Annotated in this window: 14 protein-coding genes; 4 read left to right on the forward strand and 10 right to left on the reverse strand. The window is 71.6% G+C overall.

Annotation, left to right across the window (positions count from 1 at the left end; all coding sequences use genetic code 11):
* Positions 1-82: 82 nt before the first annotated feature.
* Positions 83-2,077: an N-acetylmuramoyl-L-alanine amidase gene (locus ACIRR9_RS28375; protein ID WP_403757288.1), complete on the forward strand. Its 1,995-nt coding sequence runs from the start codon at positions 83-85 to the stop codon at positions 2,075-2,077.
* Positions 2,078-2,083: 6 nt separating this feature from the next.
* On the opposite strand, the gene ACIRR9_RS28380 is transcribed toward ACIRR9_RS28375, so the two are convergent.
* The 8 genes from ACIRR9_RS28380 to ACIRR9_RS28415 all read right to left on the reverse strand — a co-directional run bounded on the left by ACIRR9_RS28380 (position 2,084) and on the right by ACIRR9_RS28415 (position 11,286).
* The gene (locus tag ACIRR9_RS28380; protein ID WP_403757291.1) at positions 2,084-2,581 is read right to left on the reverse strand and encodes a hypothetical protein; all 498 of its coding nucleotides are present in this window, start codon (positions 2,579-2,581) and stop codon (positions 2,084-2,086) included.
* A 429-nt stretch (positions 2,582-3,010) separates the two neighbouring features.
* Positions 3,011-5,686 carry an ATP-binding protein gene (locus ACIRR9_RS28385; protein ID WP_403757294.1) on the reverse strand — a complete coding sequence of 892 codons (2,676 nt, stop codon included), beginning with the start codon at positions 5,684-5,686 and terminating at the stop codon, positions 3,011-3,013.
* A gap of 131 nt (positions 5,687-5,817) precedes the next feature.
* Entirely contained in the window at positions 5,818-6,720 is a 903-nt protein-coding gene (locus tag ACIRR9_RS28390) for a universal stress protein (protein WP_403757297.1), read from the reverse strand.
* A 148-nt stretch (positions 6,721-6,868) separates the two neighbouring features.
* Positions 6,869-7,111, reverse strand: coding sequence for a DUF397 domain-containing protein (locus tag ACIRR9_RS28395; protein ID WP_403757300.1), 243 nt, complete (start codon positions 7,109-7,111; stop codon positions 6,869-6,871).
* A gap of 82 nt (positions 7,112-7,193) precedes the next feature.
* A complete protein-coding gene (locus ACIRR9_RS28400; protein WP_384560495.1) occupies positions 7,194-8,360 on the reverse strand; it encodes a thiolase domain-containing protein in 1,167 nt (388 codons plus the stop codon).
* A complete protein-coding gene (locus tag ACIRR9_RS28405) occupies positions 8,357-9,403 on the reverse strand; it encodes a thiolase domain-containing protein (RefSeq protein WP_403757303.1) in 1,047 nt (348 codons plus the stop codon). The genes ACIRR9_RS28400 and ACIRR9_RS28405 overlap by 4 nt, the downstream gene beginning before the upstream one ends.
* Positions 9,403-10,344, reverse strand: a complete 942-nt coding sequence (locus ACIRR9_RS28410; protein WP_403757306.1) for a Zn-ribbon domain-containing OB-fold protein — start codon at positions 10,342-10,344, stop codon at positions 9,403-9,405. The genes ACIRR9_RS28405 and ACIRR9_RS28410 overlap by 1 nt, the downstream gene beginning before the upstream one ends.
* 141 nt (positions 10,345-10,485) lie before the next feature.
* Complete coding sequence (locus tag ACIRR9_RS28415; RefSeq protein ID WP_403757309.1) at positions 10,486-11,286, reverse strand: crotonase/enoyl-CoA hydratase family protein; 801 nt, start codon at positions 11,284-11,286, stop codon at positions 10,486-10,488.
* A gap of 187 nt (positions 11,287-11,473) precedes the next feature.
* On the opposite strand from ACIRR9_RS28415, the gene ACIRR9_RS28420 reads away from it, so the two are divergent.
* From ACIRR9_RS28420 to ACIRR9_RS28430, 3 genes are all read left to right on the forward strand, one after another.
* The gene (locus ACIRR9_RS28420; RefSeq protein ID WP_403757311.1) at positions 11,474-13,084 is read left to right on the forward strand and encodes an acyl-CoA synthetase; all 1,611 of its coding nucleotides are present in this window, start codon (positions 11,474-11,476) and stop codon (positions 13,082-13,084) included.
* 673 nt (positions 13,085-13,757) lie between these two features.
* Positions 13,758-15,623: a sulfatase gene (locus tag ACIRR9_RS28425; protein ID WP_403757492.1), complete on the forward strand. Its 1,866-nt coding sequence runs from the start codon at positions 13,758-13,760 to the stop codon at positions 15,621-15,623.
* A 131-nt stretch (positions 15,624-15,754) separates the two neighbouring features.
* Entirely contained in the window at positions 15,755-17,425 is a 1,671-nt protein-coding gene (locus ACIRR9_RS28430) for a sulfatase (RefSeq protein ID WP_403757314.1), read from the forward strand.
* A 7-nt stretch (positions 17,426-17,432) separates the two neighbouring features.
* On the opposite strand, the gene ACIRR9_RS28435 is transcribed toward ACIRR9_RS28430, so the two are convergent.
* Together ACIRR9_RS28435 and ACIRR9_RS28440 are read right to left on the reverse strand one after the other, a co-directional pair.
* A complete protein-coding gene (locus ACIRR9_RS28435; protein ID WP_403757317.1) occupies positions 17,433-18,269 on the reverse strand; it encodes an alpha/beta fold hydrolase in 837 nt (278 codons plus the stop codon).
* Positions 18,270-18,351: 82 nt separating this feature from the next.
* A complete protein-coding gene (locus ACIRR9_RS28440) occupies positions 18,352-19,071 on the reverse strand; it encodes a class I SAM-dependent methyltransferase (protein WP_403757320.1) in 720 nt (239 codons plus the stop codon).
* Between the last annotated feature and the right edge of the window lies 1 nt (position 19,072).

Here is a 19,072-nt window from a genome sequence, read left to right on the forward strand (position 1 = left end):
CGGATCGTCGGCAACCGGGTACCACTGAGCCACGCTCAGCCCCGCACGCCCCGCCGCGCTCAAAACGCCCCAGGAGGCCGCATTGCGAGGACCCGTCACCGAGCCGGCTTTCGCCCACCGCGGCAGACGTACGCGCAGGACGGCCGGTGCCGTCGCCTCCGCGGCCCTGTTGCTGCCGTTGCTGGGCGCGGCTCCGCCCCCGAACGCCACCGAGTCCTCCGCCGGACTGCTCCAGCGCGCGTTCGCGTCCGCCGCCACCGAGTACCACGTGCCGCAGAGCGTTCTGCTGGCCGTCTCCTATCTCCAGTCCCGCTGGGACACGCACGGCGGCGCGCCTAGCGTCTCCGGCGGCTACGGCCCGATGCACCTGACCGACGCGCGCACCGCGCTGGCCACCGCGACCGAGCACTTCGCCGACGGCACCGAGGACGCCCGCGGCGACAGCGCCCGCCCCGCCCTGCACCCCAGTGTCAAGGTGCCGGCGGACTCCGCGCTCCCGGCCCGTCTCAGGACGCTTCCGAAGGCCGCCGAGCTGACCGGCATCCCGGCCGAGGAGCTGCGCACCGACGCGACGGCCAACGTGGCCGGCGGCGCCGCCCTGCTCGCGGCAGCACAGAAGGACCTGGGCGAGCCCCTCAGCGCCGAGCCGGCCAACTGGTACGGCGCGATCGCCCGCTTCTCCGGCGCCGACGACGCGGCGACCGCGGCGGCGTACGCGAACGACGTGTTCGACGTCCTCCACACAGGCGAGGAGCGCACCACCGACGAGGGACAGTTCGTCGCGCTCGCCGCCCAGCCGGGCCTCAAGGCCGACACCGCGCAGCTGAAGCTCACCGGGCTGCACACGGTGGCGGCAAACGACACCGAATGCCCGACAACGGTGTCGTGCGAGTGGATCCCGGCACCGTACTCACAGTTCGGGACCAACGACTACGGCAACCACGACCTCGGCGACCGGCCGGCCTCCCAGAGCATCAAGTACATCGTCATCCATGACACGGAGGGTTCCTGGGACACGACGATCAAGCTGGTCCAGGACCCGACCTATGTGTCCTGGAACTACACCATCCGCTCGACCGACGGTCTGATCGCCCAGCATGTCAAGGCGAAGGACGTGGCCTGGCATGCCGGCAACTGGTACATCAACTCCAAGTCGATCGGCATCGAGCACGAGGGCTTCCTCGCCTCGCCGGACGCCTGGTACACGGAGGCGATGTACCGGTCCTCGGCCCGGCTGGTGAAGTACCTCTCCGACCAGTACGGCATCCCGCTGGACCGGCAGCACATCCTCGGTCACGACACCGTGCCCGGCCCGACCACCTCCACGATCCCCGGGATGCACACCGATCCGGGCCCGTACTGGGACTGGCGGCACTACTTCGAGCTGCTGGACCACCCTCTCAAGCGCACGGCGGGCAAGAAGGGCGGCCTGGTCACGATCCTGCCGGACTACGCCACGAACCAGCCGGCGTACACCGGCTGTGTCACCAAGGGGCAGCCGTGTGCCGCGCACGGTTCCGACGAGGTGCGGCTGTACTCCGACCACGACGAGAGCTCGGCCCTGATCAAGGACATCGGCCTCGGTACGGCCCCGACGACCGACGTGAACGATCTCTCCTCGCGGGCCTCCACCGGTCAGCAGTACGCGGTGGCGGACACCTGGGGCGACTGGACGGCGATCTGGTACCTGGGGCAGAAGGCCTGGTTCAAGAACCCGGCGACGGCACCGACGGCGGTGAGCGCGGCCGGGCTGGTGATCACGCCCAAGGCGGGCCTGACCAGCATTCCGGTGTACGGCCGCGCCTATCCCGAGGCAGCCGCCTACCCCTCCGGAGTACCGGCGCAGTCGATCTCCCCGCTGCCGTACACGATCCCCGCGGGCCAGCAGTACGTGGTCGGTGACGAGGTGCCGGGCGAGTACTTCTACGCGGTCACCTTCGACACCGGCTCGCACCGGGTCGTGGTGGGCAAGGACATGTACTACGAGATCCAGTACGGCCACCGGGTCGAGTTCGTCCGCGCGGCGGACGTGGATGTGGTGCCGTCCTCGAAGGGCGGACGGCACCACCGGAGGTAGCCGGTCTCAGCCCTGCTGGAAAAGCTCCGCCGGGAGCGGCTTCAGCAGGGCGTACAGGTCGTCGGTGATGGGGCGGTCCCAGGCGGCGATGGTCACGAGGACGCCGTCGCTGCGGTCGAACTGGACGCAGGAGATCCGGCTCTCGGAGAGCTTGAGCCGGCGCACGATCAGCAGGTTGTCGCCCTGCAGGACTGGCATGTCCTCGGTTCCCACGACGGTGACGTCCTCGTTGTTCTCCAGCGCGAGGAGGAGCTGGCCGACCTCGAACGGGATCTCGCCCTCCTCCACGTCGCGGGCCGGAGAGCCCTCGGGGAGATTACCGATGATCATCGCGGGGCCGCGGCCGCCGAAGAGGTCGTAGCGCAGGAAAACGCCCTGGCAGGTCCCGTCGGGGGCGGGCAGCAGCCCGGCGCCGAGGTTGCCGGGCCAGTCACCCGGGTCCATGGCCAGTACGTCGAATTCGGGGCCGGCGGGAGTGGCGCTGCGGCGACGGAGGAACGACATGCGCTCCATGGTACGGGGCCGCGGTGGTGGGGCGGGGATCAGTGCCGGTGTGGGTGAGCGCGGGGTGTGGGTGAGCGCCGGCGGACAAGTGCGGGACGACGCTCTTCCGCCACCGCACCAACCGCGCGCCCACCCCTTCTCCGCCTCTTCACTCCGCCTCTTCTTGCCACGCCGGGCTGCTTCCGAGCAGTCGCCCTCTTCTCCACCGTCCGCCTCTCGCGCCCCCTTCGTCCCTCCGCTTCTTCTTTCCGTGGCGGACTTCCTTGCGGCCGCCCTTTTCTCCGCCGTCCGGCTCTTCTCCGCCGCGACGGCGCTCGGCCACGGGCGGTGGAGTCCGGCGGTGCCCTGCCGGGCGGATGTCGCCGTGGCGGGTGGCGGTTGTTCGGCGGGTGCGGCGCCGTGTGGCTCGTCGCGCAGTTCCCCGCGCCCCTAGGGGGTTGCGCCCTCGGCTTGCTTCGCGGTGGCGGCCAGTTCGGCGCGGGCCTGTGCCGCCAGGCCGTCCGCCGCGCATTTCTCGGCCGTTTCGAGGCCCCTGCGGAGGTGGGCGGGGTCGTGGAGTTCCGTGCCCAGGGCCACCAGCGCGCATGCCAGTTCGTAGGCCGCGGGGGAACGGTCCAGGTGGGCCACGGCCTCCTCCAGGTACGACACGCGTGCCGACCCCGTCGAGACTTCGGCCGCAGTACGCAGCGCCTGGCCGATCGTCGACGGGGCTCCGAACTGGCGGGCGCGGGTCACCGCCTCCAGGGCCGTCGTCAGGGCGCGTTCCGGTGCGTCGTGGGCTTCGGCCCGGGCCAGGTGGAGCTGCCAGGGGCACCACGCGGGGTTGCGGATGCCGCGTGGTTCGAGGCGGCGGCCGGCCGCGGAGAGCTCGGCCGCCGCGGCCTTGGCGAGCCCGCGGGAGAGGAGCAGTTCGCCGTAGACCGTCTGGGCGTCCGGGAAGACCACGGCCGCCGGGAAGGGTTCACGGAAGGAGTGGTCCTCGGCCAGCCGGGTGGCCTCCTCGGTGCGGCCGCGGGCGATGAGGGTCTGGATGAGGGTGCCGAGGGCGTACCAGTAGGCGGGAGTCCCGGGTCCGACGCGTTCGGCGAGGCGCAGTCCGGAGCGGACCAGGTCCTCCGCCTCGGCGAGCCGGCCGCGCCGGTAGCGGACGTAGCCGAGGAGCGTGTAGGCGAAGGAGAGGTGCCCACCGCGCCAGCCCTGGCGTTCGTAGTCGGCGATCCCGGCGGCGAAGAGTTCCTCGGTGCGGTCGGGCCGGTCGGCGTACATGAACGCGAGGGACACCAGGACGGGCACCTCGAAACCGCGGTCGGCCTCGGCCCAGCCGAGCCCCCCGGCGAGGGCGCGTTCGGCGTGGTAGAGGGCGACGTCGGCGGGTTCGCCACGCTGGATCGCGTCCCAGGTGCGCAGGCCGATGATGTACCGCTCGGTGAGGTCGCGGCCGTGCAGGCGGTCGGCGAGCCTGGCCAGCCGGCGGGAGCGGGAGGGGTGGTCGGGTTCGTCGGCGCGGAACGCGTCCCACATGAACTGTTCGGAGAGCATCCGCAACCGGACCCGGGCGTCGCCGGTCACCCGGATCTCGTGGGCGAGGGTCTCGGAGGCCTCGGCGAGGCGGTCGCTGTGGGCCAGGACCTGGGAGAGCCGGTAGACGATGTGGTGGCGCAGGGCGGGCTCGGCGATGGGCTCCTGGAGGGCCGCGCGGAGATGGTTGACGGTGGTGGCGGGTTCGGTGAGCAGGGAGGCGCTGCCGAGTTCGTGGAGGACGGCGGCGCGTTCCCTGGCGGGCGGGGGTTCGCGCAGGGCGCGGGCGAGGTAGCTGCGGGCGGTGTCGGGGGCGCCGGCCCGGAGGGTCTCGCCGGCGGCGGCGCGCAGCTGCTGTACGACCCAGGCGTCGCCCTCGGGGTGGGTCTCCAGGAGGTGGCGGGCGGCGGCCGTGGCACCCTGCCCGTCGTCGATCACGCACCAGGCGGCCTGGCCGTGCAGGGCGACGCGGGTGGCGGGCGGGATGGCCCGGTAGACGGCGGTGGCGATCAGGGGGTGGACGAACTCCAGGGTCTCGGCCCCGGTGAGGATGCGGGCGCCGCGCAGGGCGTCGGCGGCGTCGGCGGCCTCCTCGTGGCCGAGACCGGCGACGGCGGCGGCGAGCGCGGGATGGATCTCGGTGCCGAGGACGGCGCAGGCCCAGGCGAACCGTACGGCGGAGGGGCCGAGGCGTTCGAGCCGGGCGATCAGTCCGCTGCCCTTGACGGCGGCGGCGAGGTCGCGCAGCAGGGGTGCGCCGGCCTCGGTGGGGTCCAGGCCCCGGTCGTGGACCTTGGCGGTGAGTTCGACGATCTCGAAGGGGTTGCCGGAGGTGACGGCCCAGGACTCGTGGCAGAAGGCGTCGTCGGCGTGTTCGCCGAGGCTCTCGCGGACCAGGCCGGCGACGGCGTCGGCGCTGAGCGGTTCGAGGTCGTGCGGGCGGCCGCCGGCCCGGCCGGGCAGTCCGCGCAACGACTCGGCGTGGTCAGGGAGTTCGTCGGGACGGTACGCGACGACGATGAGCAGCGGGAGTTGCTCGGCGCGGGGTGCGAACGCGGCGAGCCAGCCGAGGGATTCGGGGTCGGCCCAGTGGGCGTCGTCGAGGGCGAGGACCATCGGGGCGCGGCGCACGGCGAGGTGGGTGAGTACCCAGTCGAGGCCGTCGCGCAGGCCCTGCTGGTCGGGCGGGGCGCCCTCGGTGGGGGCGCACAGGCCGAGGGCGGGGCCGACGATGTCGTACCAACTGCCCAGTGAGGCGCGGAGTTCGGCCTCGGGTGCGCCGGCGAGGCGGGGTTGCAGGAGCTGGCGGGCGACATGGAAGGCGACGCGCTGTTCCTGGTCGCCGCCGCGTGCGGAGAGCACCGTGCAGCCCAGGGCGGCGGCCCGGCGTCGGACCTCGGCGAGCAGGGTGGTCTTGCCGATTCCGGCGCGGCCGGCGAAGGCGAGCAGCGCGCCGAGCGGCCGGTCGGCCGGTACCGTCCCGTCCGCGCTCAGGCCGGTGAGTTCGTCCAACGCCTCGTCGACGGCAGTGAGTTCACTCTCGCGCTCGTACAGTGTCCGTCGGTTCCGCAGGACCCGCTGTCCCATGACCACCCCCTGCCACGGTGATGCGCGAGCGCGGGGAGCGGGCGCGCACCGTGGCTTGCAGGCAGCTCAGCGTACGCCCCACGCGGGTGATCCGCTCTCTACTGTGGGTTACTGGTCCAAGGGCCTTGACATCACTCCTCGGACGGTGTCGGCGGGACCACCGCGATCGGGGCGGCCGCGTGCAGCAGTACGGCGTGGGTGACGGAGCCCAGCATCCGGGCGGGGGCGAGCAGGCTCCGGCGGTGCCGGCCGACGACGACGAGCTCGGCGCCTTTGGAGGCGGCGACCAGCAGACCGGCCGCGTCGCCGGGCAGCGCGAGGGCGTCGGCTCGCACGTTCGGGTGATCCTTGAGGTGCGGGGCCAGGAAGCCCTCGGCGAGGGTGCGGGTCTCCTGCTCGACCTCGTCCTGGTCGATGACCGGCGGGACCGTCTCCCCGGCCGCGACCCAGGACTGCAGCGGCCAGGGGTAGGCCGCGATCGCCTGGAGCCGGGCACCGCGCGACGCGGCCTGCGCGAAGGCGAAGGTGAGGGTCGCCTCGTCGGGGCTGTCCACGTCCAGCCCGACGACGACCCGCGGCCCGGGCCCGGCGGGGAACCCGTCGTCGACCTGGCGGCCGGGCCGGGGTACGACGACCACCGGGCAGCGGGCGTCGCGAGCTGCGGTCATCCCGTTGGACCCGAGCAGAAGGCTGGCGAAGCCGCCGCGGCCCCGGGAGCCGAGCACCAGCAGCTGGGCGTCGGAGCCCAGTTCGGGCAGGAGCGCGGACGGAGCGCCCTCCAGGGCGACGTACTCGACGGTCAGTCCGCCCTCACCGGCGTGCAGCCGGTCGCGGACCTCGTCGAGCACGGGGTCACCCGCGGGGGCCTGCTCCCCGGCGACCAGGACGTCGGGCTGTCCCCAGGCGGCGTACTGGCGCACATGGACCACGCGCAGCGTCGCGGCCCTGCGCCGGGCCGCGTCGGCGGCCCAGTCCAGGGCGCGCAGGCTGTCGTCCGAACCGTCCACCGCGGCGATGACCGGCGCAGTGCTCATCGTTGCTCACCTCCGGAATACGACCTTCCCTGTCCGGGGCCAGCCTGTCTCAGGCGGCGGCCCCGGAAGGGCGCTGCTGGTCACGTGTCCGGAAATCCTTGTGGAACACCCCCCGGTTCACCACTCTGCCGCGGAACCGGGGAAACTCTCAGGTCAGATCGAACTCGCCCTCCCGGGCCCCCGACACGAAGGCACCCCATTCGGCGGGGGTGAAGATCAGGGAAGGGCTCTCCTCGCGGCCGCTGTTGCGCATCGCGATGAATCCCTCGACAAAGGCGATCTGGACATCCCCCAGGCCACGGCTGCTGGACTGCCACTCGGCCCCGCTGAGGTCCAGCTCCGGCTTCTCCCAGCCCCGTACCGGCTGCTGCTGGATGGTGCTCTCGGCCACGTCCGTGCTCCTCCCGACTCGTCGTCCGCGGCCAGCCTAGCGATCGGTCACGGCACTCGACAGGCCACGTGAAGCGGTCCTTTCAGGAGTCCGGGGCCGCGGCGCCGACGAGCCACATCGAGAAGAACTGGGAACCGCCGCCGTAGGCGTGTCCGAGGACCTTCCTGGCCCCGTCCACCTGGTGTTCTCCGGCCTGGCCGCGCACCTGGAGGGCCGCCTCGGCGAAGCGGATCATCCCGGAGGCACCGATCGGATTGGTGGAGAGCACTCCGCCCGACATGTTGACGGGGAGGTCACCGTCGAGTTCGGTGACACCCGATTCGGTGAGTTTCCAGCCCTCGCCCTCCTCGGCGAAGCCGAGGTTCTCCAGCCACATGGGCTCGTACCAGGAGAACGGCACATACATCTCGACCGCGTCGATGTCGCGGCGCGGGTCGGCGATTCCGGCCTGCCGGTAGACGTCCGCCGCACAGTCCTTTCCGGCCTGCGGTGACACGGCGTCCTTGCCGGCGAACAGGGTCGGCTCGCTGCGCATGGCACCGCCCAGCATCCAGGCCGGGGGCTTCGGGGAGCGCGCGGCTCCCGCCCGGTCGGTGAGGACCATGGCACAGGCGCCGTCGGAGGAGGGGCAGGTCTCCGAGTAGCGGATGGGGTCCCACAGCATGGGGGACGCCTGGACCTTCTCCAGGGTGATGTCGTGCTCGTGGAGGTGGGCGTAGGGGTTCTTCAGCGCGTTGCGCCGGTCCTTGTAGGCGACGAGCGAGCCGACCGTGTCGGGGGCGCCGCTGCGCCGCATGTAGGCCCGCACATGGGGTGCGAAGAATCCGCCCGCGCCGGCCAGCAGCGGCTGCTGGAAGGGGATGGGCAGGGACAGCCCCCACATGGCGTTGGACTCGGACTGCTTTTCGAAGGCGAGGGTCAGCACGGTGGAGTGGACCCGGGAGGCGACGAGGTTGGCGGCGACCAGTGCGGTCGACCCGCCCACCGAGCCCGCCGTGTGGACCCGCAACATGGGCTTGCCCACCGCCCCCAGCGCGTCCGCCAGGTAGAGCTCGGGCATCATCACGCCCTCGAAGAAGTCGGGCGCCTTGCCGATGACGACGGCGTCGATGTCGGCCCAGCCCAACTCGGCGTCGTCGAGCGCGCGTCGCGCGGCCTCGCGCACGAGCCCCGCGATCGACACGTCCCGCCGGGCCGCCACGTGCTTGGTCTGGCCGATCCCTACGACGGCCACGGGCTCCTTGCTCATCGCGGATCCCCTTCGAGTACGGCGACCAGGTTCTGCTGCAGACAGGGCCCTGAGGTGGCGTGGGCGAGGGCGCGGTCGGACTCGCCCCGGTGGATACGGGCGGCGGCCTCGCCGATGCGGATGAGCCCGGCGGCCATGATCGGGTTGGCGGCGAGGGCCCCGCCGGACGGGTTCACGCGGACCTCGTCGCCGAGCCGGAGCGCCTTGCGCAGCACGACCTCCTGGGAGCTGAACGGCGCGTGCAACTCGGCCGTGTCGACGGGCTGTTCGAAGGCACCGGCCTTCTCGGCCGCGAGCCGGGCGGACGGTGAGTCGGTGAGGTCCCGGACGCCCAGGCTGTGCGCCTCGATACGGTGGTCGATGCCCCGGATCCAGGCCGGGCGGTCACACAGTTCCCTGGCCCGCTCCCCCGCCGCGAGGATCACGGCGGCGGCGCCGTCCCCGATGGGCGGGCAGTCACCGGTACGGAGCGGACGTACGACGTAGTCCCCCTGCGCCACCGAACCCCTGAGCTGTGCATGGGGGTTGGAGTCGGCATCCGCCCTGCTGCGGGCGCCGACGGCGGCCAGCGCGGGCTCGTCGGTCTCCCCGGCGTCGACGAGGGCCTGCGCCTGGAGCGCGGCGAGGGCGACGGAGTCCGGCCAGAGGGGCGCCACGTAGTACGGGTCGAGCTGCCGCGTCAGCACGTCCCGCACCGAGCCGGGTGAGGACTTGCCGTAGGAGTAGACGAGCGCGGTGTCGGCGTCCCCGGCGAGCAGCTTGGTCCAGGCCTCGTACAGCGCCCAGGCGCCGTCCATCTCGACATGCGACTCGGAGATCGGCGGCCAGGCGCCGACGCCGTCGAGGGCGAGGGTGAAGGAGAACGCGCGGCCGGCCAGGTAGTCGCTGGAGCCGGAGCAGGTGAAGCCGATGTCGGCGGTCTTCAGTCCGGTCTGTCCGAGCACGTCGTGCAGCACCGGCATGAGCATCTCCACCTCGGAGAGCTCCTCGCTGGTGCGCCGGTGGTCGGTCTGCGCGAAGGCGACCAGTGCTATGTCCCGCATCACAGCAGCTCCTTGTACATGTCGTAGTCCGCGTCGGGTTCGCCGGTGGGCCGGTAGTGGTCGGGGTAGCGGGCCCCCTCGGTCCACACCGGCTCCACCCGCAGCCCCATCCGCACCTGGTCGTAGGGGATGCCGCCGATCCGGCCGTGCAGGGCGAGGCCGGCGCCGTCGAGGGCGATGTGGGCGTAGACGTACGGCACCTCGATGTCGAGGTTCTTCGCCTTGATGTTGACGATGCAGAAGGTGGTGACCGTGCCCGCGGGCCCCACCTCGACCTGTTCGGATGTGGCCACCCCACATGTGGGGCACGCACCCCTCGGCGGGACGTACACCTTCCGGCAGGAGGGGCAGCGCTCGCCGAACGTCCGCCGGGACGACAGGGCGTTGATGTACGCGGTCTGGGCGCGGCCGGGCGAGTAGGTGTAGTCGAGACGGGCGTGGGCGACGATGCCGTGGACGGCGTCCTCGAACGCGCCGTCGTGCCCGCCGGGTTCGACGGTTTCGCCGTCGTAGGGCTCGAAGCAGGCGATGTCGGTGATGGCGCCGGTGCGCTCCTCGGCCCAGCGGATGCGGACCCGCATGCCGGTGTGCACGGCGTCGGGTCCGGGTGCGTCGAGGGCGTGCAGCAGGGCGGTGTCGGCACCGTCGAGGCGGACCAGGATCCAGGCGAACGGGGTGTCGAGTGGCTGGCCGCGGCGGGGGTCGTGGTTCCAGGCCCAGGTGGTGACCGTGCCGGTGGGGGCGACCTCGACGAGGTCGCGGATCTCCTCGGCACTGACGGGGTCGTACTCGACGGGCGGGACGAGGGTACGGCCGTCGCCGGTCTTCACCCCGAGGACGACGCGTTCGCGCAGCCCGGTGAGGAACGCGCTCTGGACGGGGCCGAGGGACCGGGTGAAGGGGAACTCGACGACGAGGGGGGCTTTGAGCACTTCGGGCATCCGCGCTGCCTCCTGAGCAAGGTCGGTGTGTAGCGCCCTGTAAGGGGCGCGGGGCTGTGTTGGATATGCGGCTACCGCCGCGTGGGCGCGACCACCCACCTACGACCCGCACCGAACGGACCGCCCTGGGCCGGTGCAGCTCTACGCACGCTTGTAGACAGGCGCCCGCTTCTCCGCGAAGGCACGAGCACCTTCCTTCGCATCGGCCGTATCGAAGATCGGCCACCCCCTCTTCAGCTCAGCGGCAAGCCCTTCGGTCTCCGTCAGCTCCGCGGCCTCGTACACCGACGCCTTGACCGCCTCGACCGCCAGCGGCCCGCACGCGTTGATCTGTTCGGCGATCTCCAGCGCCCTGTCGAGCGCACCACCGTCGGGGACGACATGCCCGACCAGCCCGATGTCGGCGGCCTCGCGCGCGCTGTACGGCCGCCCGGTCAGCAACATCTCCAGCGCATGGGTGCGCGGGATCTGGCGTTGCAGCCGGACCGTGGAGCCGCCGATCGGGAACAGCCCGCGCCTGACCTCGAAGAGACCGAACGTCGCGGACTCGCCGGCGACCCGGATGTCGGTGCCCTGGAGGATCTCCGTGCCACCCGCGACGCAGTACCCCTCGACGGCGGCGATCACCGGTTTGCGCGGGCGATGGTGGCGGAGCATCGCCTTCCAGTGCAGATCCGGGTCGGCCTTCAGCCGGTCGCGCAGGTGCTCTCCCTCCATGCCTTTTCCGGCCAGCGCCTTGAGGTCCATCCCGGCGCAGAAGGCACCCCCGGCCCCGGTGAGCACGATCGAGCGGATGCCGTCGTCCTCGTCGGCCTCGATCCAGCCGTCGTACAGGCCGACGAGCATGGAGATCGAGAGCGCGTTCTTGGCCTCGGGCCTGTTGAGCGTGAGCACCAGTGTGGCGCCTTCGCGCCGCACGGTGAGGTGTTCTGTCCCACCCATGGACCGTCTCCCCTCTGAAAGAACGAGAACAGGTTGCAGTAGGGCGGGAGGCACTTCAAGGGTTTTCTGACAGACAGTCAGATTTCTTCGCGCGAACCCTTCCCACTTGCCGCGCCCTTTGCTCTGATGACCGGCGAACCGACAGTTGCGCCTTTCTTCGTCATGGTTGCCGGGGTCAGGAGGAGCGGTGGAGTACAACCTTGCCGATCTGTTCGAGTCGGTCGTCGACGTGGCCTCGGACCGCGAGGCGCTCGTGTACATCGACCACCCCGGCACGGGTGCGGAGCGCCGGCTGACGTACGCGGAGCTGGACGCCGCCGCCAACCGGATCGGCCATCACCTGATCGACAGCGGGATCCGCCCCGGCGAGCATCTCGGGCTGCACCTCTACAACGGGGTCGAGTACCTCCAGACCGTGTTCGGCTGCCTGAAGGCACGGGTCGTGCCGGTCAACGTCAACTACCGCTATGTAGAAGAGGAGTTGGTGTACCTCTACCGGGACGCGGACCTGGTCGCGCTGGTCTTCGACGCGGAGTTCGACGACCGGGTGGCGGCGGCGCTGCCCAGGGCAACGAAGTTGCGGCACCTGGTGCGGGTGGGTGAGCCGGCCTCGGGCCTCAAAGCCCTGTCCTTCGCGGAGGCCGAGGCCGCCGGGTCACCCGGGCGCGGGTTCCCGGCGCGCTCGGGCGACGACCAGTTCATCATCTACACCGGCGGCACCACGGGGATGCCCAAGGGTGTGATGTGGCGTCAGGAGGACCTGTTCTTCGCCGGGCTGGGCGGCGGCGCACCGACCGGTGAGCCGGTGAAGCGGCCGGCGGAGCTGGCCGAGCGGGTGGCCGCGGGCGGGACCGGGATCACCTTCTTCCCCACTCCCCCGCTGATGCACGGCACGTCGACGCTCACCTCCCTCATCGGTTTCAACTTCGGGCAACGCGTGGTGATCCACCGCAAGTTCGTGCCCGAGGAAGTACTGCGGACCGTCGAGAAGGAGAGGGTCACCAGCATGTCGCTGGTCGGCGACGCGATGCTGCGTCCGCTGATCGACGCCCTGAAGGGGCCGATGAAGGGCACCGACTGCTCCGCCATGTTCAGTGTCTCCTCCTCGGGCGCGATCCTCTCCGAGACCGTCCGCCGCGAGTTCAGCGAACTCGTCCCGAACGCCATGCTGCTGAACAACTTCGGGTCCTCCGAGTCCGGCTTCAACGGCACCGCGACCGACGACTCCGGGGCCGGCAGCGGCTTCCGCGTCCGCGTCAACTCCCGTACGCAGGTGGTCGATCCGGCGACCCATGAACCGGTGACGACGGGCGAGATCGGCCGGGTCGCGCAGAGCGGACACGTACCGCTCGGCTACTACAACGACCCGGGGAAAACCGCCGAGACCTTCTTCGAGAAGGACGGCCGCCGCTGGGTCCTTCTCGGCGACATGGCGACCGTCGACGAGGACGGTGTGGTGACCGTGCTCGGGCGGGGCTCGCAGTGCATCAACACCGGGGGCGAGAAGGTGTATCCGGAGGAGGTCGAGCAGGCGCTGAAGTCGCACCCGGACGTCTACGACGCACTGGTGGCCGGGGTGCCGGACGCCAGGTGGGGCAACCATGTGGCGGCCGTGGTGCAGCTGCGCGAGGGCGCTGCACCGCTCTCCCTCTCCGACGTCCAGACGCACTGCCGTTCCCGGCTGGCCGGGTACAAGGTCCCCCGTCAACTGGTGATCGCCGAGGCCGTCCAGCGGTCGCCGAGCGGGAAGGCGGACTACCGGTGGGCGCGGGCGGTGGCGGTGGCCGCCGACCGGTAGGGGCGGCCTCGCGAGCAGCACGGGACCGGCCGGGCGTACTCTTTGCGCGCGGTTGACCTGGGCTGTTGAACGTGGGGTTACGTGGGGCCGTACGCGAGGTTGGCGGTCCTGGCCTGCGGGTCCGGTCGCCGTGCCATCACCGGGCTTCGCATGGAAGGACGTACGGGTGTCGCACCTCCCGCCCCCTCGCCAACTGCTGGACACGGACGCGGACGCGCCGGCCGCGGACCGGACGGAGGGAGCATCGGCCGCAACAGCGGAACCCGGCGCCGGGTCGAACACCGAGGCGGATGCACGCCCGACGGACGACGAGGCCGAGACGAACGAGCCGGGGAGAGGTCCCGAGGCGGCCGAAGAGGCCGGCTCGAGCCCGAACCCCGGCACCGAGGAGCAGGCGGACGAGGCGACCGGCGACGAGGAACGCGGCCTGGCGGCCGAGGAGTCCACCGCCCCGCACACTGGTGCCGCCGACAACGAAGGCACCCCGGAGGCCGCCGCCCCACACACCGCCCCGGCCCCGGCGTCAGCAGGGGCCCGCCCCCAGGACACCGACGCCGACGCCAAGCCCGAGGCCGAGAACGACTCCGACGGCGCCGCCAAGGCCGATGCCGATGCCGAGAACGACGCCAAGGCCGACACCGGGAACGACACCGACGCCGAGAACGACGCCGACGTGAAGGCCGAGACCGACACCAAGGCCGAAGCCGAAGCCGAGACCGACACCAAGGCCGAGGCCGAAGCCGAAGCCGAGACCGACGCCAAGGCCAAGGCCGACGCCGACGCGAAGGCCGACACCGACACAGACGCCGAGGCCGACGAGTCGCACGCGGACCCCGCCGCGGTCGGGGACGAGACCGGGCCCACCGACCAGGCCGTCATATCCGGCCGACCCGGCTGGTTCGGCTGGCGCCGTCGTTACCCCCGCACCGCGGCCGCCGTGCGGGTGGGCACCAGTGTCCTGGCCGGTGCGTTCGTGATCGTCGCGATCGTCGTGCCCGACCGCCTCGACCGGCTCACCGTGCAGTCGGTCCTCCGCCTTCCCGTCGAGGCGATCTTCCTCGCGATCGTGCTGCTCGCACTGCCGTCGAAGGCGCGGCGGATCGCGGCCGTCGTCGCGGGCACGTTCCTCGGGCTGTCCACCGTCCTGAAGCTCGTCGACATGGGCTTCTACCAGACCCTGGCCCGGCCGTTCGACCTGGTCTTCGACTGGCCCCTGCTGACCGACGCGGCGGACTGGATGAAGGACTCCTTCGGGCGCGCCGGCGAGGTGCTCGCGGTGGTCGGGGTGCTGGTCCTGCTCGTCGCCGTGATCGCGGTGAGCGCGCTCGCGGTGCTGCGGCTGGCCGACCTCATGGCCCGGCACCGCCCCGTGGCGGCGGGCACCACGCTCGCCCTCGGTACGGTGTGGATCACCTGCTTCTCGCTGAGCGTGCAGTTCGCCAGTGTCCCGTTCGCGACCAAGGGCTACAGCGACTTCCTCGCCCACCGTGTGCAGTACGTCCGTGACGGGCTGGGCGACGCCAAGGTCTTCGCCCAGCAGATGCACGTCGACAAGTTCGCCCAGACCCCGTCCGACCAGTTGCTGACCGGGCTGCGCGGCAAGGACGTGATGTTCACCTTCATCGAGAGCTACGGCCGGGTGGCCATCGACGATCCGGCGATGGCGCCGCAGATCGACGCGACGCTCGCCGAGGGGAACGCCCGGCTCAAGGCGGCCGGTTTCGCGGCGCGCAGCGGCTGGCTCAGGTCGCCCGTGACGGGCGCCGGCAGCTGGCTCGCCCACTCGACGTTCCTGTCCGGCCTGTGGGTCAAGAACCAGGAGCGGTACCGGACCCTGACCACCAGCGACCGCGCGACCCTCACCAGCTACTTCCAGAAGACCGGCGCCTGGCGCACGGTCGGCATCGTCCCAGGTGTGCGCAAGGCGTGGCCGGAGGGAAAGTACTTCGGCCTCGACCACATCTACGACTCCACGCACCTCGGCTACGAGGGTCCGTACTTCAGCTGGACGCCGGTGCCGGACCAGTTCAGCCTGGAGGCCTTCCAGAAGCTGGAGCACGGCAAGAAGAACCGTGACCCGATCATGGCGGAGATCATCCTGGCCTCCAGCCACAACCCCTGGTCCCCCATCGCCCACATCATCGGCTGGAAGGACCTCGGGAACGGCAAGATCTTCTACAAGATCAAGAAGGAGGGCACGAACCCGACGGAGGTCTGGAAGAGCGCGCAGCGCGTGCGGACCGAGTACCGCAAGGCGATCCAGTACTCGCTGGACAGCCTGACCCAGTGGATGCAGCGCTACGGCGACGACAACACCGTCCTCGTCTTCCTCGGCGACCACCAGCCCGTCCCGACGGTCACAGGAGGCACCGCCAACAGGGACGTGCCGGTCACCATCGTCGCCCGCGACCCGAAGGTCCTGGACCGGGTCTCCGACTGGGGCTGGACGGAGGGGATCAAGCCCGCGGACAACGCCCCGGAGTGGACCATGGACAAGTTCCGCGACCGCTTCCTGACGGCGTACGGGCCGCGGACCTGAGCCACCGGCCGCGTCCGTCGGTCGCCGACCGGTAGGACGCGTGGGTGTGCCGCCGCCGGGGGGCGGTGCGGGGATCGTACTCTGTGCGCACGATATGGCATCGATCGTGCACACAGAGCTACGGCGGCCGTATGGAAGGACCTCCGGTGTCGTACCCCACCCCTGCTCGGCCGCGGCGGCATCCGCGTGTCGTCCGGACCGTCACGGTGGGGACGACGGTGCTGGCCGCCGCCCTGCTGCTGGCCGCGCTGCTGCTGCCGAACCAGCTCGACCGGCTAGGGCCGAAGGCGTTCCTGCGCCTCCCTGCCGAGGGGATCGTGCTGGCGGCCGTGCTGCTGGTGCTGCCCGGACGGGCGCGGCGCGTCACGGCGGTGGCGGCGGGCGGGGGGCTCGGGGTGCTGACGCTGGTGAAGTGCCTGGACATGGGCTTCTACTCGGTGCTCCAGCGCCCCTTCGACCTGGTGCTGGACTGGATCCTGCTGGACGACGCGGCGGACTACGTGCGCGACTCGTTCGGCCGGAGCAGCCAGGTGCTCGCCGTCGCCGGGGCCGTGCTCCTGGTCGTGGCCGTGCTCGCCCTGAGCACGCTCGCCATGGTGCGGCTCGCCGACCGGATGGCCGAGCGGCGCCCGCCCGCGGGCGGTACCACCCTGGTGCTGGCCGTCGTCTGGGTCACCTGTGCGGTCTTCGGTCTCCGGGTCGGCGGTGCCCCCGTCGCCTCGACGCTCGACGCCCAGCTGGTCCACGAGCGCCTCCACGCGGTCCGCGCCGGGCTCAGGGACGCACGCGTCTTCCGGAAGGAGGCCGCCGTCGACGCCTTCGCGAAGACCCCGCCGGACCGGCTGCTGACGGGCCTGCGCGGCAAGGACGTGCTCATCACGTTCATCGAGAGTTACGGCCGTACGGCGATCGAGGACCCGGCGATGGCGCCGCCGGTCGGCGCGGTGCTCAAGGAGGGCGGCGCCTCCCTCAGGGCGGCCGGGTTCGAGGCGCGCAGCGGCTGGCTGCGGTCCCCGGTGATCGGGGCGGGCAGCTGGATGTGCCATGCGACGCTGCTGTCCGGGCTGTGGATCGACAACCAGCAGCGCTATCGCAACCTCGTCTCCGGCGACCGGATGACCCTGGCCAAGTACTTCCGGAAGACCGGCGCGTGGAGCACGGTCGGAGTCGTCCCGGGCGTCCGCACCGCCTGGCCGGAGGCCGGTTTCTTCGGCCTCGACCGCAGCTACGACTCCACGCATCTCGGTTACCACGGCCCGTACTTCAGCTGGACGCCGGTCCCGGACCAGTTCACCCTCCAGTCCTTCGAGCGTCTGGAGTACGGGAAGAGGAACCGGCGTCCGATCATGGCGGAGATCATCCTTGCCTCCAGTCACCAGCCCTGGGCGCCCCTGCCCCGCATGATCGACTGGAAAGGCCTGGGCGACGGCTCGGTCTTCGGGCGGATCGAGAAGGAGGGCAAGGACCCGGCGGAGGTCTGGAAGGACAACGAGCGGGTGCGCACCGAGTACCGGACCTCTATCGAGTACTCCCTGCACAGCCTGTTCGGGTTCATGCGGCGCTACGCCGGCAAGGACACGGTCCTGGTCTTCCTCGGCGACCACCAGCCGCGTCCGGAGGTCGTGGCGGGCAGCCCGCGCAGGGACGTTCCGATCACGATCGTCGCCCATGACCCGAAGGTCCTGGACCGGGTCGCCGGCTGGGGCTGGACACCGGGCCTGAAGCCGGCCGGGGACGCCCCGATCTGGGCGATGAACGAGTTCCGCGACCGCTTCCTGACGGCGTTCGGACCGCGGGCCTGAACTCGGCTCAGCCGTCGAGGAATTCGACGGTACGGCGGACGAACCACTCGGGGTCGTCCAGCCAGGGGTAGTGGGCGGCGCCGGGCTGGACGGTGACCTCGGCGTTCGGGAAGGCCTCGGCGGCACGCCGGGCCAGGTCGGGGCTCGGACCGCCGTCGAGTTCGCCGGCGTACACCAGGACGGGGGCGGTCAGGGCGCGCAGGGCGGCCCGGGTGGCGTCCGGGGTGAAGGCGCCGTCGGCGAAGTAGTGGTCGCCGGCCTCGAAGTTGGGCTGCTCCTCGGTGGCCGCGACATGGGCCTGGGCGGCGGCGTCCCAACGGCCGTGGAAGAAGGGCAGGAACACCTCGTCGAAGTCCCCGGCACCCGTCAGCCATGCCTCCAGCAGGGGGAACGCCTTCTCGTACCAGGGTTCCGCGGCGCGCAGCCGGGCCGCCGCGAGCCGCTCCTCCGGGGTGGCCCTCAGGCCCAGGGCCGAGGGGTTGCCGGTGATCAGCGCGAGCCGGCGCACCCGGTGCGGATGGGCCGCCGCGTACAGGATCGCCAGACTGGCGCCCGCCGAGTGCGACAGTACGTCCATGTGGTCGAGCCCTATGTGGGCGCGCAATATCTCCACGTCGTCGACCAGTCGGTCGCAGCGGTACGACGCCGGGTCGGCGGGCGGCGCGGAGTCTCCGGTCCCCCGCAGGTCGAGCAGGATCAGCCGGCGGTGGGCGGTCAGTCCGCCGAGGTCCCCGAGGTAGGCGGAGGCGCGCATGGGCCCGCCCGGCAGCACGAGGAGCGGTTCGCCCTCGCCTCTGACGTGGTAGGCGAGGCGGGTCCCGTCCGATGCGGTGAAGGTGGGCATGGGGCTGATCGTCGGGGACGGTGGCGGGCCGGCGCAACGGAGTTCGGCGGACGACCGCGCCGTCGGGCGGCCGGTCGCGGCGTCAGGCAGGTGCTCCCGGCTTGCGCACCCGGAACGCGAACTGCCCGCAGAACGTGAGCTTGCGCAGGTTCACCAGGGCCGTCTTGCGGCCTCCCTTGCGGGCCCAGGTGTCGATCTCCGTGTTGAGCGGCGACTCCTTGCGCCAGAACCGGCCGTACTCCCGCATCCGTGTGCCGTGGTAGGTGCGCATGATCAGTGTCACGCCGTCGAGCGAGGGCCGGATCTCCTCCAGGGCGAGCCCGGCCGCCTCGACCAGCACCCGGAATCCGTACGGCGTGTAGTTCCACAGGCTGAAGGAGTGATACGGCTCGAACTGGGAGGTGCTGCCGATGAACAGCCCTCCCGGGCGCAGCACTCTGCCCACCTCCGCGAGCAGTTCCCTGGGCCGGGCGACATGCTCGAAGACCTGGTGCGAGTAGACCAGCGGCACGGTGTCGGAGCGGAACGGCAGGTTGACGCCGTCGAAGTGCACCACGGTGTCGGCTCCGGCCCGGTGCTGTGCGGCCTCCGGGGAGTCACGGATGTCGACTCCCACCCAGCGCACGGCGGAGTCGTGTCTGCGGAAGAGCCCGGCCGACGTGCCCCGTCCGCATCCGAGGTCGACCACCCGGTCCGGTGCCCGTGGGGAGCGCATGGCCTGGTCGAGGTAGTAGCGGGAGGTGACCTGGCGGGCATGGTCGCCAGGGATGCAATCGTGCATGAGTTCCCACAGGGTCGACATG

The sequence above is a fragment of the Streptomyces sp. NPDC101234 genome, from assembly GCF_044767525.1.
Lineage (GTDB): Bacteria > Actinomycetota > Actinomycetes > Streptomycetales > Streptomycetaceae > Streptomyces > Streptomyces sasae.

Coding starts and splice junctions, on each gene's coding strand:
- ACIRR9_RS28405 (WP_403757303.1), bottom strand. CDS start 9,403: ATGCGGGACATAGCACTGGTCGCCTTCGCGCAGACCGACCACCGGCGC.
- ACIRR9_RS28410 (WP_403757306.1), bottom strand. CDS start 10,344: ATGCCCGAAGTGCTCAAAGCCCCCCTCGTCGTCGAGTTCCCCTTCACC.
- ACIRR9_RS28435 (WP_403757317.1), bottom strand. CDS start 18,269: ATGCCCACCTTCACCGCATCGGACGGGACCCGCCTCGCCTACCACGTC.
- ACIRR9_RS28415 (WP_403757309.1), bottom strand. CDS start 11,286: ATGGGTGGGACAGAACACCTCACCGTGCGGCGCGAAGGCGCCACACTG.
- ACIRR9_RS28400 (WP_384560495.1), bottom strand. CDS start 8,360: ATGAGCAAGGAGCCCGTGGCCGTCGTAGGGATCGGCCAGACCAAGCAC.
- ACIRR9_RS28440 (WP_403757320.1), bottom strand. CDS start 19,071: ATGTCGACCCTGTGGGAACTCATGCACGATTGCATCCCTGGCGACCAT.
- ACIRR9_RS28390 (WP_403757297.1), bottom strand. CDS start 6,720: ATGAGCACTGCGCCGGTCATCGCCGCGGTGGACGGTTCGGACGACAGC.
- ACIRR9_RS28385 (WP_403757294.1), bottom strand. CDS start 5,686: ATGGGACAGCGGGTCCTGCGGAACCGACGGACACTGTACGAGCGCGAG.
- ACIRR9_RS28430 (WP_403757314.1), top strand. CDS start 15,755: ATGGAAGGACCTCCGGTGTCGTACCCCACCCCTGCTCGGCCGCGGCGG.
- ACIRR9_RS28380 (WP_403757291.1), bottom strand. CDS start 2,581: ATGTCGTTCCTCCGTCGCCGCAGCGCCACTCCCGCCGGCCCCGAATTC.